The sequence below is a fragment of the Cryptosporangium sp. NPDC048952 genome (genome assembly GCF_043197895.1).
In the GTDB taxonomy this organism is placed as follows: Bacteria; Actinomycetota; Actinomycetes; order Mycobacteriales; family Cryptosporangiaceae; genus Cryptosporangium.
The window spans coordinates 608,128-623,809 of record NZ_JBICTY010000001.1; the positions used below are offsets into that span (position 1 = coordinate 608,128).

At 69.5% G+C, this 15,682-nt stretch carries 17 protein-coding genes; 4 read left to right on the forward strand and 13 right to left on the reverse strand.

The window, feature by feature from the left end:
- Positions 1-165: 165 nt before the first annotated feature.
- Positions 166-741 (reverse strand): TetR/AcrR family transcriptional regulator, encoded by a 576-nt coding sequence (locus ACGFY5_RS02775; RefSeq protein WP_392716596.1) that lies wholly within the window; start codon positions 739-741, stop codon positions 166-168.
- Between the two features lie 140 nt (positions 742-881).
- On the opposite strand from ACGFY5_RS02775, the gene ACGFY5_RS02780 reads away from it, so the two are divergent.
- Positions 882-1,865 carry an aldo/keto reductase gene (locus tag ACGFY5_RS02780; RefSeq protein ID WP_392716598.1) on the forward strand — a complete coding sequence of 328 codons (984 nt, stop codon included), beginning with the start codon at positions 882-884 and terminating at the stop codon, positions 1,863-1,865.
- Positions 1,866-1,946: 81 nt separating this feature from the next.
- Here ACGFY5_RS02780 and ACGFY5_RS02785 read toward each other — a convergent pair whose 3' ends face one another.
- The 3 genes from ACGFY5_RS02785 to ACGFY5_RS02795 all read right to left on the reverse strand — a co-directional run bounded on the left by ACGFY5_RS02785 (position 1,947) and on the right by ACGFY5_RS02795 (position 4,101).
- Positions 1,947-2,771, reverse strand: a complete 825-nt coding sequence (locus tag ACGFY5_RS02785; protein ID WP_392716600.1) for a hypothetical protein — start codon at positions 2,769-2,771, stop codon at positions 1,947-1,949.
- A 246-nt stretch (positions 2,772-3,017) separates the two neighbouring features.
- Complete coding sequence (locus tag ACGFY5_RS02790; RefSeq protein WP_392716602.1) at positions 3,018-3,440, reverse strand: DUF5709 domain-containing protein; 423 nt, start codon at positions 3,438-3,440, stop codon at positions 3,018-3,020.
- Entirely contained in the window at positions 3,421-4,101 is a 681-nt protein-coding gene (locus ACGFY5_RS02795; protein ID WP_392716604.1) for a TetR/AcrR family transcriptional regulator, read from the reverse strand. Before ACGFY5_RS02795 ends, ACGFY5_RS02790 begins: the two co-directional genes overlap by 20 nt.
- 43 nt (positions 4,102-4,144) lie before the next feature.
- Between ACGFY5_RS02795 and ACGFY5_RS02800 the strand changes: the two genes are divergently transcribed.
- On the forward strand, positions 4,145-5,296 hold the full coding sequence (locus ACGFY5_RS02800; protein ID WP_392716606.1) for an acyl-CoA dehydrogenase family protein: 1,152 nt from the start codon (positions 4,145-4,147) through the stop codon (positions 5,294-5,296).
- A gap of 4 nt (positions 5,297-5,300) precedes the next feature.
- Here the strand turns inward: ACGFY5_RS02800 and ACGFY5_RS02805 are convergent, their stop codons facing one another.
- The 4 genes from ACGFY5_RS02805 to ACGFY5_RS02820 form a co-directional block, all read right to left on the reverse strand.
- The gene (locus ACGFY5_RS02805; protein WP_392716608.1) at positions 5,301-5,522 is read right to left on the reverse strand and encodes a hypothetical protein; all 222 of its coding nucleotides are present in this window, start codon (positions 5,520-5,522) and stop codon (positions 5,301-5,303) included.
- A gap of 246 nt (positions 5,523-5,768) precedes the next feature.
- Positions 5,769-5,966 carry a DUF397 domain-containing protein gene (locus ACGFY5_RS02810; RefSeq protein ID WP_392716610.1) on the reverse strand — a complete coding sequence of 66 codons (198 nt, stop codon included), beginning with the start codon at positions 5,964-5,966 and terminating at the stop codon, positions 5,769-5,771.
- Positions 5,967-6,032: 66 nt separating this feature from the next.
- On the reverse strand, positions 6,033-6,926 hold the full coding sequence (locus tag ACGFY5_RS02815) for a helix-turn-helix domain-containing protein (RefSeq protein ID WP_392716612.1): 894 nt from the start codon (positions 6,924-6,926) through the stop codon (positions 6,033-6,035).
- Between the two features lie 200 nt (positions 6,927-7,126).
- Positions 7,127-8,089, reverse strand: a complete 963-nt coding sequence (locus tag ACGFY5_RS02820; protein ID WP_392716614.1) for an Lrp/AsnC family transcriptional regulator — start codon at positions 8,087-8,089, stop codon at positions 7,127-7,129.
- 144 nt (positions 8,090-8,233) lie between these two features.
- Here ACGFY5_RS02820 and ACGFY5_RS02825 point away from each other — a divergent pair, with 144 nt between their 5' ends.
- Positions 8,234-9,739, forward strand: a complete 1,506-nt coding sequence (locus tag ACGFY5_RS02825; RefSeq protein ID WP_392716616.1) for an MFS transporter — start codon at positions 8,234-8,236, stop codon at positions 9,737-9,739.
- 53 nt (positions 9,740-9,792) lie between these two features.
- On the forward strand, positions 9,793-11,937 hold the full coding sequence (locus tag ACGFY5_RS02830) for a methyl-accepting chemotaxis protein (RefSeq protein ID WP_392716618.1): 2,145 nt from the start codon (positions 9,793-9,795) through the stop codon (positions 11,935-11,937).
- Here ACGFY5_RS02830 and ACGFY5_RS02835 read toward each other — a convergent pair.
- From ACGFY5_RS02835 to ACGFY5_RS02855, 5 genes are all read right to left on the reverse strand, one after another.
- Entirely contained in the window at positions 11,906-13,168 is a 1,263-nt protein-coding gene (locus tag ACGFY5_RS02835) for an RNA polymerase sigma factor (protein ID WP_392716620.1), read from the reverse strand. The two genes, ACGFY5_RS02830 and ACGFY5_RS02835, sit on opposite strands and share 32 nt — an antisense overlap.
- Positions 13,165-13,533, reverse strand: a complete 369-nt coding sequence (locus tag ACGFY5_RS02840; RefSeq protein WP_392716622.1) for a YciI family protein — start codon at positions 13,531-13,533, stop codon at positions 13,165-13,167. The genes ACGFY5_RS02835 and ACGFY5_RS02840 overlap by 4 nt, the downstream gene beginning before the upstream one ends.
- Complete coding sequence (locus ACGFY5_RS02845; RefSeq protein WP_392716624.1) at positions 13,533-14,120, reverse strand: DUF998 domain-containing protein; 588 nt, start codon at positions 14,118-14,120, stop codon at positions 13,533-13,535. Before ACGFY5_RS02845 ends, ACGFY5_RS02840 begins: the two co-directional genes overlap by 1 nt.
- A 92-nt stretch (positions 14,121-14,212) precedes the next feature.
- Positions 14,213-14,821: a nucleoside/nucleotide kinase family protein gene (locus ACGFY5_RS02850; protein WP_392716626.1), complete on the reverse strand. Its 609-nt coding sequence runs from the start codon at positions 14,819-14,821 to the stop codon at positions 14,213-14,215.
- Positions 14,818-15,678 carry a PfkB family carbohydrate kinase gene (locus tag ACGFY5_RS02855; RefSeq protein WP_392716628.1) on the reverse strand — a complete coding sequence of 287 codons (861 nt, stop codon included), beginning with the start codon at positions 15,676-15,678 and terminating at the stop codon, positions 14,818-14,820. The genes ACGFY5_RS02850 and ACGFY5_RS02855 overlap by 4 nt, the downstream gene beginning before the upstream one ends.
- Positions 15,679-15,682: the final 4 nt, after the last annotated feature.

Consider the following 15,682-nt stretch of genomic DNA (forward strand, 5'->3'; position numbering starts at 1 on the left):
GACGTTCTCGCGGGGCGCTTTCTGGTCACTTGGTGCTGACTTGGTGCCTAGCTGGTTCAACTCAGCTAGTGCGTCGACCACGAACGTTCATTGATCCCGCAGCCTCCCGGGAGACGACCAACGCCACGCGCCTTCATCGGGCGGACCTCCCTGCGGCAGTGCCCGCTACCGGCCGTCGCCGTCGCCGGCAGCGACGACATCGAGGGCTCCCTCGAGGTATGTCGTGAGCCGATCGACGTCGGCGTGTTCGAATGCGGTATTGCCGATGATGTTGCGGAACATGCGCACCCCGATGCACATCGACAGCAGGAGTGCCGCTCGCGCCGTCGCATCGTCTCCGGCGAGTCGCTCGGCGAGCTGTCGCTGCGAGCTCATCTCGAGGCGCTCGCGCATGATCTCCGCCGCCTGCGGGTTCGACGCGGAGCGCAAGATGAGCAACATCGGGTCGGGGTCGCCGCTCTCCGCGGTGAGTGAGTCCCGAGCGGCTATCCGGTTGGTGCCGCTCACGCCGATGAGCGGCGTCTTGAAGAGCTCGGCCACCACCTCGGTGAACAGGGCTTCCTTCGACCCGAAATACCGGGTGATCAGACGCGGATCGACTCCAGCGTTCCTGGCGATCTCGCGCGTCCCGGTGCCGTCGAATCCGGAGCGGCTGAACGCGACCAGCGCGGAATCGAGGATGGCCCGCTTGGTTGCCGCGGCGTCGCGCACGCGTGCGCGACGGGGCGTGGTCTCGGCCATTCGTCGAGGCTAACGCACGAGATGCGCAATGTCTCCTGCCGGGGACTTGTGATGTCCTCGCGTGGGGACTTATGTTGTCTTCAGTCGGGGACTTAGCGGCGCGCTCCGCTGCGCCGCTCCCGGCAGAAGGAGGCACGACCATGACTGGAGCAATTCCCACCCGCGCACTAGGTATCGAGCGTCTGACGGTCGGTTCCGTCGGATACGGAACGATGAGCTTCGCTGATTTCTACGGTCAGAGCGGCTACGACAAGGACGAGAGCGCGCGGGCCGTCCTGGCCCGCGCCGCGGCGCTCGGGGTGACGCTGATCGACACCGCGGACGTCTACGGCCCGAGCGAGGAGATCCTCGGACGGGCGCTCGACGGGCATCGGGACGAGTTCGTCGTCGCGACCAAATTCGGCATCCGGATCTCCACCGGGCCGAACCCGTCCCGGAAGATCGATGGCACCCGTGCGTACATGCGTCAGCAGATCGAGCAGTCACTGCGCCGCCTCGGCACCGATCACGTCGACCTCTACTACGCGCATCGCATCGACCCGGATACGCCGATCGAGGACACGGTCGGCTGGATGGCGGAACTGATTGCCGAGGGAAAGGTGCGCCACCTGGGGCTGTCCGAAGCGCCGGCCGCCACACTGCGTCGAGCCCACAGCGTCCACCCGATCACCGCCGTGCAGACCGAGTGGTCGTTGTGGGAGCGCGGCATCGAGGACGAGGTTCTCCCGACTGCACGAGAGCTCGGCATCGCCGTCATCCCCTGGTCCCCGCTCGGCCACGGCGCGCTCACCGCGACCATCACGTCCCGCGATGAGCTGGCCGAGACCGACATCCGCCGGCAGGTGCCGTACTTCTCGGAGGAGCACTTCGACGCCAACCAGGCCACGCTCGAGACCGTTCGCCGGATCGCCGCCGAGGTAGAAGCAGAACCCGGGCAAGTCGCGCTGGCCTGGCTGCTGCACCAGGGCGACGACGTGGTCCCGATCCCGGGAACGCGTCGCCAGCGCTACCTCGAGCAGAACGCCGCAGCAGCGTTCGTCACACTGAGCCCAGGCCAACTGGCCGACCTCAACACCATCCGTGCCCACGGGCCGCGCGCCGAGGAAATGGAGGCGCGTAAATAGTCTGACGACCAGTGCCGACCGACACCGACATCGGGTCCGGGTCGCGGACCCGCTCCGGTGTGTCACCCAACCGGCCAGGGCCTAGCTCGTCTTGAAGGGGAAGTAGGCGGTGCAGCCGTGCATCTGCTTGGTGTCCCAGTCCATGATGCAGACCTTCGCGCGACCGGTGGAGCCCTCGGCGTAGTTCTTGTTGCAGGCGCCGATCGTGCCGTTGCCCATGGAGTTGGCGCACTGGCCGGAGCGGGTGCCGAGTTCCCAGAAGACGACTGCGGAGTGGCTGTCGCCCTTGGTGTCGTAGACCCACCAGAGGTCGCCGTAGGTCTGGTAGCAGCCGTAGCCGCCGACGAGTTTGGCCGAGCAGGGGCCTGCGCCGCGTTTGCCGGACTTGGCGACGGCCTTGTCGATTTCCGGCGCCTTCTTGACGGGAGCCTTGGTCGCCGGTGCTTTGGTCGGTGACGGCTTGGGCGCCGGGGCCGCTGGGGCCTTGGTGGGTGGCGCCGGGGCCGCGGGTGCTTCGGTAGCGGGAGCGCTGGGCGCTGTCGTGCTGGGCGACCTCGTGCTGCGCGTGGTTGCGCTGGGCTTCCGAGTGCCGGGCTCCCGAGTGCCGGGTTCGGCGGTCGTCTCGGCCGGAGCCGGTGCGGGACCCGCTGCCGTCTTGTCGGAGTTCGACTGGTCGCTCGGAGCACCGCCGGAGTCCGACTCGGCACCGAGCGCGACCGCCCCACTCGCCGCCGCGGTCGGCTCGGCGCGGAGCAACTCCGGCTCCGCGCCCGGACGTAACACGAGCGTCGTCGTGACACCGGCCACGACGATCAACACCGCCGCGATGGCCCCCACCAACACCGCCATCCGCGTCCGTCCCCGCGGCCCAGGCGCCACCGAAGCGGGCGCCAACGTCGCCGGCACGGGTGGCAGCGTCGCCGGCACGGGTGGCAGCGCCGCAGCTGGGGGCGCCGACGGGAACGCCCCAGGCGCAGGCGGGGGTGGCGTTGGGGCTGGACGCAGATCCATCAAGGGGGCGTCCTGGGGCGGGCGCCAGGCTGAGGACTGGTTGGGGAGTGGGGGCGTCGACCAGCCCGGCACCGGGTCTTCAGGCTGCACGCCCGCCACGGTACCGCTCAGCCGTCATTCGAGCCCGCCGTTGCCCAACGCTCAACGGTCGTCGTCGACCAGGTGCACCGCAGCTTCCTCGGCACTCGCGCCCGCCCCGTCGACACCTGCGTCGACCGCGTACGCCTCGTCGTCCTCGTCCTCGTGCGCCCCTTCGTCGGGCTCGACGAGCCGACCGGCGCGCTCCTGCGTCGTCGAGCCGGGGTCAGCCGGAACGTCCTCGTCCTCGTCGTCGTACTCCGCGGTGACGTCGGGCTCCTCCTCGGCCAGCAGCTGGTCGAGACTCTCGCCGCGCGACTGCTCCTCCGCCGTGGTGCCGAACCGGTCCGACGCGCGGTACCGGTCGCCGGCGTCGACGCCCCGGTCCAGCACGTCGCTGCGCAGGTCGTCGTCGTCCAGGCTGTCGGCGGGGTCGAGCACGCCGTCGTCCTCGGCGTCGTCGATGTCAGGCCGGGTCTCGCTCATCGCGTCCTCGATCCGTTCCGGGATTCTGTTCCGCGCCGGATCGTACGACCTGCCCGTGCAGGCGGCTCAATCCGTCCAGGAAGGCAGTGAGCGCCAGCTCGAAGCTGTCCCGGTCGATCTCCTCGTGCCCGGCCAGCAGGTGCGCCTGGCTCAGGTTCGGATACCGACCGACGTACACCTCGACGTCGTCGGCGAACCCGCCGGAGAACGACGTCATCGCGGCGCCCACCACGAGGTACTTCGTCGAGGCGCCGATCATCGTCGCGTACCGCGGTGGCCACCCGGCGCCGGTCAGCCCTCCGTGCACCGCGTCGGCGTGCCGCAGCGCCTGCGGACGCCGACCGGGGGAGTGGGCCAGGAACGGCACGAGGTTGGGGTGGGCAGCCAGGGCCTCCCGGTACGAGCGTGCCCACACCGTGAGCCCGGAGCGCCAGCCCGCACTGAAGCCGCTCGTGTCGACGCCCGCCAGTACGTCGTCGGCCAAGTCTGTGAGCAGTTCGTCTTTGGTGGCCAGATACCCGTAGAGCGACGCGGCGCGGACGCCCAGGTCGGCAGCGAGGCGCCGCATGGACAGCCCGTCCAGGCCGTCGCGGTCGATCATCGCGAGCGCGGCGGTGCGAATCCGATCGCGTGTCAGCAATGGGCTGCTGGGGCGGGCCACAGGGGATAGCCTAGCGGCTAACTAACAGTGTTAGGAGACGCCGGTGGTCGACTTCGCCTTGTCCGACGAACAGCGGGCGGTCCGGGACTGGGTGCGGACGTTCGTGGAGCGTGAGCTCGTACCGCTCGAGCCGGAGGTGCTCCGCCGGGAGCGCTCGGGCGAGCCGGGGATCACCCGCGAGGAGTCGCGGGCGCTGCAGCTCAAGGCCCGGGAGTCCGGTTTCTGGGGCATCCTGACCCCCGAGGAGTACGGCGGCATGGGGCTCGGCGCGATCACCGCGTCGCTGCTGGAGGCCGAGCTGGGCCGCACGTTCGTGCCGTTCCGGTTCGGTGGCGCCGCCGACAACATCCTGTTCCACGGCAACTCCCAGCAGAAAGAGCGGTATCTGCTGCCGACCATCGAAGGCGAGCGGATTTCCTGCTTCGCGATCACGGAGCCCGGCGCGGGCTCGGACGCACGCGCGATCCGCACCTCGGCCCGCCGCGACGGCGACCACTGGGTGATCAACGGCGAGAAGACGTTCATCACCCAGGGCAACGAGGCCGACTTCGTCATGGTGTTCGCCGTGGCCGAGGAAGGCGTCACCTGCTTCCTCGTCGACCGGGACATGGGTTGGAAGTCCGAGCCCATCCAGACCATGGGCCAGTGGGGCCCGGCCGCGCTGGTGTTCGACGACGTCCGGGTTCCGGCCGAGAACGTGCTGGGCGAGGTCGGCGGCGGTTTCGCCCTCGCGCTCCAGTGGATCGGGCAGGGCCGCTACCTGCTGCCGTCGCGGGCGATCGGTTCCTGCGAGCGGCTGATCGAGATGGCGGTCGCACAAGCCAATTCACGGACGACGTTCGGCGAGCCGCTCGCCGAGCGCCAGGCGATCCAGTGGATGGTCGCGGACTCGGTGGTCGAGTTGCAGGCGCTGCGGCTGCTCGTGCTGCACGCCGCGTGGCAGGTCGAGGCCGGTCACGACTCGCGGCAGGCCCAGTCGATCGCCAAGCTGTACGGAGGCGTGAAGGCGAACGAGATCGTCGACCGGGTGCTGCAGATCCACGGCGGCATGGGTTACACCCGTGAGCTGCCGATCGAGCGCTGGTACCGGGAGCTGCGTCTGCTGCGCATCTACGAGGGCACCGACGAGATCCAGCGCCGCACGATAGCCCGCAACGTCCTCAAGGGCCACGTCCCGGTGTCCGCCCAGTTCTGACGGGTCACCGACCGGGTGAGGTTGGTACGGCGTGTAGTGCCGCCGTCGTCGCAGCGAGCAGCGCGGCGACGGCCGCTACCCCCTGTGCTCCCCAACCGACGATCCAAACCAACAGTGTGGTGATGATGGTCAGAAGCAACGCGATGTGCACGACGACGATGACGCGAACGACTCGCCGCGGTACCGCGATGTGCTCATCGTCGTGCGGTAACTGAGGGGTTGGCATGGCCGGTTCGTGCTCCGATCTGATTCGCACGGACTTGATTGTTTCCGATGCTGACCGATCGATTGACGGACGGCGAGTGTGAACGCATGAGGGATGAATCGTTCGCCGGGACGGCGACGATGTGCTGTCGGTTGTAACAAAGGGCCGCGGGTCTCGGCCAGTTCGATTGAACAGCGATTCCGCGGGGGTGCATGCTGCTAGGTAGCAGCATGCACGCCTACAAAATGAGTTCGCGTATCGGAGCGCCTAGCGGCCGAACTCTCCGCTGCGGAGTCCATGCAGGAAGTTAGCCCAGGTGGCTTGGGGGAAGATGAGCGGTGCGGTGCCCGGATTCGAAGAGTTGCGCAGCAAGATTCCCGACTCCGCGACGGCCGCTTCGACGCAGGTCTCCCGAAGGCAGTAACTGCTCTTACGCCAGGCTGGCTGCCGCTGTGGATACCTCAAGGTGATGCGTGGTCCCCTCCGGTGAAGGGGGCCTCGAAACCCCCTGATCGACTCGTCGAGGAGAGCTTAGTCAGCGCCATCCTGAGATGCTGACCTGGTCTCGAGGCTCTGCAGCCTGCTGATTTCCGCATCGATCAGTGACACCGACTCCTCGGAGGAAGCGGCGATCTCGGTGAGGTCGGTGAAGACCTTGACGAACGGGTCGACGATATCGGGATCGCTGATGGACAACTCCTGTGGTGCGTCACCCAGGTAGAGGCCGCGATCGGCCGCACCACCGAAGTCGAGAAGCGTAAATGGCCCGGCCATGCCAGCGTGGGCGTCGCGGTCGAACGGGATCAACCGGATTGAAACGTTCTCCTGAAGGGAGAGGGTCCGCAGTTTCTCCAGCTGTGCCCGCATCGCAGCGGGCCCGCCGACGTGTCGGCTGATCACCGCCTGGTCGAGCAGCACCACGAGGCGGCAACGGCGTCGCTCGGACCAAAGCTGCTGGCGAGTGAGCCGGATGCGGAGAAGTCCTGCCTTCCTGCCCTCGTCGTCGCTCGGCTTGGCGAACACCTCGATCATCCGGCGCGCGTAGTCAGGGGTCTGGAGTAAACCAGGAACCGCCACCGATTGGTACTCGCGAATTATCGCCGCGGACTCCTCGTACTCCAGGTAGCGAATGACATCGGCGGACAGGAGTTCGTGCTCGGCCTGCCATCGGCTGGCCCGCCGTCGTGAGGGAGCACCACCCCAGAGGTCCTCAAACTTGTACTCTTGTCCGTACAGCCTCAAGAGCATGCGCAGATCGTTTTTGCCTATCCCGACCTTGGCCTGCTCTATTCTGCGTACTTTGCTCTCGTGCCAACCCATCTCTCGGGCGACGTCGCCCTGAGTGATTTCCGCCTCTTTACGCGCGTCCCGTAACTCCTGTGCCAAACGGCGTCGCGCAATCGCGGGATCAGGGCTGTCCGGCATTTCGGCCCCCGCGTTCTGCTCGCTAGCACGATACGACCAAGCACCTTACTGGATTGCAAAATAGCATCATGCGGCCACCGGTCTCGCGACGTCGCACGGTCCTCTTCGAAGGATGTTAAAGAAGTCGTTTCGCTATGCCGCAGTAGCCGGGTGAATCGCCTGAATGAGGAATGAATTCCGACCGGCGCGGGAGCAGATGGTTACGGGAGTAGGGCGCCCTCGCGTTTGAGGGTGCGCACTATCGGGTTCAGCTCGATGTGGTGGATCGCCGGGATGGCCGAGACCTTGCTGGTCAGGTAGCCGTAGAGCGCCGCGACGTCCCGGCACACCACGCTCGCGACGAGATTCGTCGGCCCGGTGGTCGCGGCGACGAACGGCACCTCGGCGTGCTCGGCCAGCGTCTCGGCCGCCTCGACCATGCCGTGCGGCGCCACCGACAGCCACATCATCGCGGCCATCTCCAGGCCGAGCGCAGGCCCCGGGACGTCGACCTCCAAGAACAGCGCGCCGCTGCGTCGCAGCTCGGTGAGTCGCCGACGGACCCTGGTCTCCGACCAGCCGGTGGCGGCCGCGAGCTCGGGCAGCCCCGTGCGCCCGTCCCGGGCCAGCGCCGTGACCAGCGCACGATCGCCCGACTCGATCTCCGGGACGTCCTCGTGGGGATCGCCGGCCCAGGGCGGCTGCAGCGCCGCGACCTGGTCGTCGGTGAGCACCTGCACTTTCCGGAGGAACGACTCGGTGCCCCCGTAGTACATGTGGATCAGCGCGTGCGCGCTGATGCCGACGATGCGTGGCGTCCGGTGGAGCTTGTCGAGCAGCAGGGCGTCGGTGTCGGCGCGCGACCGGGAACGTGTCACGCAGCTGATCTCGGTGCCACCGGACACCAGCCGTACCCAGGCGGTGTCGGACCGGCGGGCCAGCGCCTCGGCGATCGACAGCGCCGCGTCCGGCGTGCACTGCAGCCGCAGGTACCAGGACACGGCGCCGATCCGCCACGTGTTGAGGCTGCCGATGATGCGGACGCTTTCCTCCGACCGCAGCCGCCGGTAGCGCCGGGCGACGGTCTGGTCCGAGACGCCGAGCACGGAGGCGACGCGGCTGAACGCCACCCGCCCGTCGATTTCGAGCGCGTGCACGATCTGCCGGTCCAGTTCATCCAGCATCCGACGAGAGTATCCGGCAGAAAACAACGGCAGATGTCGAGATCCGTCGCCACGCCGGTTCTGGATGGCGAACTCGGCATCGGACAGGGACAGTTGGCTCGTGCAAGGGCGCCCCGCCCCGGCCCAATGAGCCAAGGATCGAAAATGCGTAAGTGGTTGCCGCTGATAGCGATCAGCCTGGGCACCTTCATGCTGCTCGTCGACGTCACGATCGTGAACGTCGCCCTCCCCGACATTGCCGCTGACCTGCGGACCGGTCTCGGGGACCTGCAGTGGGTGATCGACATCTACGCGCTGGCGCTCGCGGCGCTGATGCTCGGGGTGGGGTCCGCCGCCGACCGGTTCGGGCGCAAGAAAATCTATCTGATCGGCATGGTGGTGTTCGCGCTCGCGTCGCTCGGGTGCGCGCTGGCCGACAGTTCCGGTGCGCTGATCACCGCCCGCGCCATCCAGGGCATCGGCGGCGCCGCGATGTTCGCGACGACGATCGCGCTGATCAATACGGCGTACGCGGGCAAGGACCGCGGCATCGCGTTCGGTGTCTGGGGCGCGATCAACGGTTTCGCCGCGGCGGCGGGCCCGATCGTCGGCGGCCTGCTCACCGAGCAGTTCGGCTGGCCGTCGATCTTCGTGGTGAACATCCCGGTCAGCGTCATCGCGTTCGTGGTGGCGATCCGGGTGATCCGTGAGTCGAGCGACCCCGCCGCGAAGATCGACCCGGTCGGCGTCGTCACGTTCACGCTGGCCGCGTTCGCGCTCACGTACGGCCTGATCCGCGCCGGTGAGGACGGCTGGACCGCGTCCACGGCGCTGATCGCGTTCGCGGTCGCCGCCGTCAGCCTGGTGGCGTTCGTCGCTGCCGAGCGGATGCGTGCCTACCCGATGCTCGACCTGGCGCTGTTCAAGCGCCCCGCGTTCACCGGGCTGATGGTCGCCGCGCTCGCGGTCAACCTGGCGGCGTTCAGCGCGATGGCGTTCGCGTCCCTCTGGTTCCAGTCGGTCCTCGGGCTCGGCCCGATCGCGGCCGGCGGTGTGTTCCTGCCGCTCAGCCTCGTCTCGCTGGTGTGTTCGATCCTGGCCGGCCGGGTGCTCCACGACCGGGTCGCGCCGGGCCTCGTCATCGGCGTGGGTCTGCTGCTGATCGGCGTCGGCAGTGCGCTGCAGGCCATGATCAGCAGCGACTCCTCGTGGACCGTGCTCATCCCCGGTCTCGTCGTGACCGGCGTGGGGGTCGGCGTCGTCATGCCGACGCTCTCCTCCGCCGCGCTGGCGGCGGCTCCCCGCGAGCGGGGTGGCATGGCCGGCGGCACCGTGAACACGTTCCGGCAGCTCGGGCTCGTCCTCGGCATCGCGATCCTCGGCGGTGTGTTCGCGCGCCGCGTCGAGAGCGTGGTGGGCGACCGACTGCCCGACGCGCACAAGGTGGCCGACATGCTCACCGGCGGTCAGGCCCGGGCCGTGACCGGCTCCGCACCCGCCGAACAGCGGGCCGCTGTCGACGAGATCGTGCACGCGGCGTTCGCGTCCGGGCTGCGCTGGTCGTACCTGCTGTGCGCGGCCGCCGCGCTGATCGGCGGCGTTTTGACGATCCTGCTGACGCGTTCCCGCAAGCCCGCGACGACCCCCGAGCCGGTCGGCGCTGCCGCGTGAAGTTGTAATTCGGGAGCACTTAGATAGGTGCATGGACCGCCGATCGGTGTTCCATGCCCTCTCTCGCCCAGGCGTTCTCCGGCCTTCAGATGAAACACCGGCTGCTCGCGCTCGGAGTGGGGGGCGTCGTCGCCACGGCGATCGTGCTGGTGATCGTCGGCGCCTGGCAGACGAACGCGTTCAGCGCGCACGCCCGCGACAACGTGTCGGCGCTGAGCACCGCGGACCTGGATCACGTCGCCCAGGGCGTCGACCGCCTGACGACTACTGCGGGCGACGCCATTCAGGCGCAGGTCAACCAGGGGATGACCGTCGCGCTGGCCGAGTTGCGCCAGCGCGGCGGCGTCCAGCTCTCCGGCACCACCGCGACCTGGACCGCGACGAACCAGACCACCCAGGCCAAGCGCAGCGCGACGCTGCCCCGCCTGCTGGTCGGCGGCACCTGGCTCGGTCAGAACCGCAACCTGGCGGTCCGCACACCGCTGGTGGACGACATCTACGGGATGGTCGGCGGCACCGTGACCGTGTTCCAGCGCATGAACAGCGCCGGTGACCTGCTGCGCGTCGCGACGAACGTCAAGGCCAAGACCGGCAACCGGGCGATCGGCACGTTCATCCCCGCCACCGCGGCCGACGGCACCCCGAACGCCGTCGCGGCCGCGATCAAGGCCGGCAAGCCGTACCGGGGCGTCGCGAAAGTCGTCGATACCTGGCAGGTCAGTGCCTACAACCCGCTGAAGAACGCATCGGGGCAGGTCATCGGCGCGATCTACGTCGGGACGCCGCAGTCGGAGGCGACCGCCTCCCTGCGCGACGCGATCGCCGCCACCAAGGTCGGCGAGAACGGCGGCGTCACCGTCTACAGCACGCTCACGGCCGACAAGGGACGCGTGATCGCGGCCACCGCGGCCGACCGGGTCGGCGCCGACGCGCTGGAGGAGCAGGACGCCGACGGCAAGGCCTACGTGCAGGACATCATCGAGCGGGCGACAGCGCTCGACGCGAACCAGACGACGAACGCGTTCTACCGCCTCCCCGGCATCAGCACCGACACCCCGGCGCGCACGCAGGTCGCGATCTCGTACTACGCGGCCTACGGGTGGGCGATCGAGGTCGCGTCCTACCTGCCGGACCACGCCGCCGCGATCGACGAGATCAACTCCGGCCGGACGACGATGCTCTGGGCGTTCGTCATCGCCGGGCTGCTGCTGGCGCTGATCGGCGGGGCGGTCGCCTGGATCTGGGCACGCAGCATCTCGGCGCGGATGGAACGCCTGACCGGCGCGATCGTCGGCCTGTCGCAGCGTGACCTGACCGTCGACGTGTCGGTCGACGGCGGCGACGAGATCGGCCGGATGGGCTCCGCGCTGCGCACCGCGATCGTCGAGCTGCGCGGCTTGCTCAGCGGCATCAGCGGCGCCTCCACCGAGGTCGCCGGCGCCGCCCAGCGGGTCACGGCCGCCGGTAGCGCGCTCGCCGGTTCGTCGAACCGGGCGTCCGAGCAGACGGGCGACGCCACGCACGCCGCGTCCGAGGTCAGCCAGAACGTCCAGCTGGTGTCCGAGAGCTCGGAGCAGATGGGTGCGGCGATCGCCGAGATCACCACGAACGCCCAGGAAGCCGCCGCGGTGGCCCGGGAGAGCGTCTCGCTGTCCCAGCAGGCGGGCGAGGTCATCGCGAAGCTCGGTGAGTCCGGCAACCGGATCGCCGAGGTCGTGAAGGCGATCAACGGGATCGCCGAGCAGACGAACCTCCTGGCGTTGAACGCCACGATCGAGGCCGCGCGAGCCGGCGAGTCGGGTAAGGGGTTCGCGGTGGTCGCCAGCGAGGTCAAGGACCTCGCCCAGGAGACCGCACGCGCCACCGAGGACGTGACCGCGCGGGTCGAGGAGATCGCCGCGGACACCCGGCTGGCCGTCACCGCGATCGAGGGCATCTCGGAGTCGATCGCGCGGGTGAACGACTTCCAGACCGCGATCGCTGCGGCGGTGGAGGAGCAGACCGCGGCGACCGGTGAGATGAGCCGGAACGTGAACGTGGCGGCTGACCGGAGCAACGAGATCGCCCGGAACCTGGGTGACGTGCTGGAGACCGTCGACACGACCCGCAACGCGGTGCAGGATTCGCAACAGGCGGCTGACGAGCTCAACGGGACCGCTCGTCACCTCACGGACCTGGTGGCACGCTTCCGTCTCTGAGCGCCGCGGCGCGGCGGGCGAACAGGGCGCGCTCGACGTCGTTGCGCGTCAGCGCGGCGGCGCGCTCGAACTCGGCAGCCGCCTCGGGCGCGCGGCCGAGCTGGGCCAGGAGCTCACCGCGCACCGCGGGGAGTTGGGGGTAGCGGCGGAGCTCGGCGGCGAGTGCGTCGGTGATCGCGAGGCCGCGCTCGGGGTTGCCGGCCTTGCCCACGGCGACTGCCTGGTTCAGGCGGACGACCGGTGAGGGGCGGACGTAGGCGAGCACCTCGTACAGCGCCCCGATACGTGTCCAGTCGGTGGTCGCGGCGCCGACCGCCCTCGCGTGACACGCCGCGATCGCCGCCTGGAGCGTGTAGAGGCCACCGCCGAGCGTCTCCGCCCGGTCCAACGCGGCCAGCCCGCGCCGGATCAGCAGCCGGTCCCAGCGGCGTCGGTCCTGGTCGTCGAGGAGCACCGGGCGGCCCTCGGCGTCCGTCCGGGCCGGCAGCCGGGACGCCTGCAGCTCCATCAGCGCGACCAACCCGTGCACCTCCGGCTCCTCGGGCAGCAGCCCGGTGAGCACTCGCCCGAGGCGCATCGCCTCCCGGCACAGCGCCGGTCGCGTCCAGTCGGATCCGCTCGTCGCCGAGTACCCCTCGTTGAAAATCAGATACAGGACGCCGAGCACCGCGCCGAGCCGCTCGGCTGTCTCCGCCGGGGTGGGCATCGCGAACTCGACGCCGTTCTTCGCGAGCGTCTTCTTCGCCCGAACGATCCGCTGGGCGGCCGTCGCCTCCGGGATCAGGAACGCCCGCGCGATCTCCTCCGTGCTCAACCCGCCGAGCAGGCGCAGTGTCAACGCGACCTTGCCCTCCGTGGAGAGCACCGGGTGCGCTGCCGTGAACATGAGCCGGAGCAGGTCGTCGCCGATGTGGTCGTCGAGTTCGTCGACGAGGTCGTCGGTCAGGTCCCGTTCCGAGACGTCCGCGCCGAGCACCGCGAGTTTCTCGGTGTAGCGCTGCTGCCGGCGCAGGACGTCGATCGCGCGGTGTTTCGCGGTGGCCCGCAGCCACGGCCCGGGGTCGTCCGGGATGCCGTCCCGTGGCCATTGCTCGAGCGCGACGACCAGCGTGTCCTGCGCCAGCTCCTCGGCCAGCCCGACGTCGCGGACGAGGCGGGCGATCCCGGCCACGATGCGCGCACCCTCGATGCGCCAGACGGCATCGAGGGTGCGGCGCACGTGTTCTGTCACGGGGTGGGGAAATCCTCCGGGCCGAACAGCTTCAGGACGTCGACGTCACCTTCCCAGCCGGGCCACAGGTCGCGGTGCACCTTGAGGAAGCGCGACGCCCACTCCACGGCTTCCTCCTTCGAGTTCACCTCGTAGACCGCGTAGCTGATGACCTCCTTGGACTCCGCGAACGGGCCGTCGGTGGTGGTCAGTTCGCCGCCGCTGAGCGAGACCCGCGCGCCGGCGGCGCTCGGGGCGAGTCCGGACGTGTCGAGCAGACTGCCGGACTTCGTCGCCTCCTCGCCGAGCGCCATGATCGCGGCCATCAGTTCGGGCGGGGGAGGGGTGGTGGAGTGGGTGCCACGCAGCAGGGTGAGGTAGCGCATCAGAGTCCTTTCCAGAAGACGGTCGAAAGCCAGGCGGACGCGAGGATCACGGCCGCGGTGAAGGCGAGCAGTGCCCAGGCGGCGCCACCGGTGGCGGCCATCGCCACGAACGTGACGCCGAAAAGGGCGCCGGTGACGCGCGAGAAGGTCGTACGGACCAGGAAGCAGGCCGTTACGAGCCCGACGAAGCCGATGCCGCCGCAGACGAAGTGCAGGATTCCGTGGGTGGTGACGTCGACGGTCTCGGGTGTGCCGACCGGAAAGCCACGGCCCGGATCGGCGGTGAAGAAGCCGGCGCCGACCAGGCCCGCGCCGTACAGCGCGATACCGATCCGTACCCACCGGCGCTGGAGCCCCAGCGCGCCCAGGATGACCAGCAGGCCCGAGACCACGAGGTTCGCGCTGTGGATCCAACCGAGGTCCCCGTTGGCCAGCTGACTCCAGGCGTGCCTGGTCTGATCGAACCCCTCCCGCGTCACCACCTCGACCAACGAGACCCCTACGTACAGCGGCCCTGCGACAGCGCCGGCTACGCGCGCCCCGGCGCGCGGCTCAACGGCGAGGGGGCGTGCGATCGATGCCGCCATCGCTTTTCCTCTCGAGAGGGGGCCGGTTTCGGCCCTTCACTCTGTCTCTCGAACGGGAGGGTGCCGGATCGACACGGCGGCGAAAAAACTTTCTACAGCCGTACGACGCGGTCCGCGCGATCGCGCGTCGCCGCGATGAGGTCGGCGTTGCGCTGGTCGGTGCCGTGGCTCCAGGACCGCGCGGTCTCCGGGTCCTTGCCGAACGCGATGTGCCGCGCGACCAGACGGTCCAGCCGCACCTCCTCGTCCACCTCGAGGTACCAGACCTCGTCGAGCAGTCCGCGCGCGGCGGCCCAGGGCCCCTCGTCGACCAGAAGGTAGTTGCCTTCCGTCACCACCAGCGGAACCTCGGCGGGCACCGGAAGCGAACACGCGATCGGTTCCTCGATCTCCCGGGCGAAGTACGGGGCGTACACGAGTTCGTCGGCCGGGTCGCGGAGCCGGCGCAGCAGCGCCACGTACCCGGCCGCGTCGAACGTGTCGACTGCGCCCTTGCGGTCGCGCCGGCCCAGCCGGATCAGCTCGGCGTTGGCCAGGTGGAACCCGTCCATCGGCACCAGCACGGCCCGCGGGCCCAGGGTCGCCACCAGCGAGGCGGCGAGCGTCGACTTACCGGCGCCCGGCGCGCCGGTGAGGCCCAGGATCCGCCTGGGCCCACTCGCCAGCTCCTGCGCCCGCGACAACAGTTCCGAAGGGATCACAGCTGCTCCAACCAGGCTCGCGGGCCGGCGACCGAGCACCGCAGCGCGGCGACCCGGGCACCGTGGACCAGGGATCCCTGGAACGACGTCCCACCCGCCAGCGCGTAGGCGAACGCGCCGTGGAACGCGTCCCCGGCGCCCAGAGTGTCCTGTACGTCGACCGACGGTACCGGTATCTCCCCGGAACTCCCTTCCGACCACCAGAGCACCGGATCCGGCCCCCGGGTCACGGCCACGTGCGGTACCTCCAGCGACGCCGCATCCGGGAAAACCGCCGAACACACCGCGTAATCGACGAGGGGCAACAGCTCGGCGAGCACCGGTTTCCAGCTCCCTCCGTCGAGTACGACCGGCACCCTGCCATGCGCGCCGGCGGCCCCGGGCGGTTGCGACGCCGCGCGCGCCGCGGCGAGCGCCAGGAGAGGGTGGTGGCCGTCGACCAACACGACGTCCGCGGCGGCCGCCAGCGCGGCGAGGCCGGACGGCGGCTCGGCGGGATGCGCTGCCCAGAATGCGCCCGCGTTGATCGACGACACCTGGCGGTCGCCGGTCGAGTCGAGAACCTGGATCGCCGACACCGGCGGCGCCACCGTGGCGTCCGGCGCGGCATCGACCACGCTCACACCGTGCGAGGCGAGTTCAGCAGCCACGTACCGGGCCAACGGGTGCGAACCCAGTGCTGTGACGAGCGTCGCCTCCCCACCAAGGCGGGCAAATGTGACAGCCGCGTTTGCGGCAGGCCCACCCGCGGCGATCTCCTGACCGAGCGCGGTCACCTTCTCGTTCGGCCGGACCAGTCGTTCCAACCGATGGACGACATCGACCGTGGCGACCCCGACGAACACCCCACGTGCCACAGAA

Coding starts and splice junctions, on each gene's coding strand:
- ACGFY5_RS02825 (WP_392716616.1), top strand. CDS start 8,234: ATGCGTAAGTGGTTGCCGCTGATAGCGATCAGCCTGGGCACCTTCATG.
- ACGFY5_RS02805 (WP_392716608.1), bottom strand. CDS start 5,522: ATGCCAACCCCTCAGTTACCGCACGACGATGAGCACATCGCGGTACCG.
- ACGFY5_RS02820 (WP_392716614.1), bottom strand. CDS start 8,089: ATGCTGGATGAACTGGACCGGCAGATCGTGCACGCGCTCGAAATCGAC.
- ACGFY5_RS02840 (WP_392716622.1), bottom strand. CDS start 13,533: ATGCGCTACCTCACCCTGCTGCGTGGCACCCACTCCACCACCCCTCCC.
- ACGFY5_RS02790 (WP_392716602.1), bottom strand. CDS start 3,440: ATGAGCGAGACCCGGCCTGACATCGACGACGCCGAGGACGACGGCGTG.
- ACGFY5_RS02780 (WP_392716598.1), top strand. CDS start 882: ATGACTGGAGCAATTCCCACCCGCGCACTAGGTATCGAGCGTCTGACG.
- ACGFY5_RS02830 (WP_392716618.1), top strand. CDS start 9,793: ATGCCCTCTCTCGCCCAGGCGTTCTCCGGCCTTCAGATGAAACACCGG.
- ACGFY5_RS02775 (WP_392716596.1), bottom strand. CDS start 741: ATGGCCGAGACCACGCCCCGTCGCGCACGCGTGCGCGACGCCGCGGCA.
- ACGFY5_RS02815 (WP_392716612.1), bottom strand. CDS start 6,926: ATGCCGGACAGCCCTGATCCCGCGATTGCGCGACGCCGTTTGGCACAG.
- ACGFY5_RS02845 (WP_392716624.1), bottom strand. CDS start 14,120: ATGGCGGCATCGATCGCACGCCCCCTCGCCGTTGAGCCGCGCGCCGGG.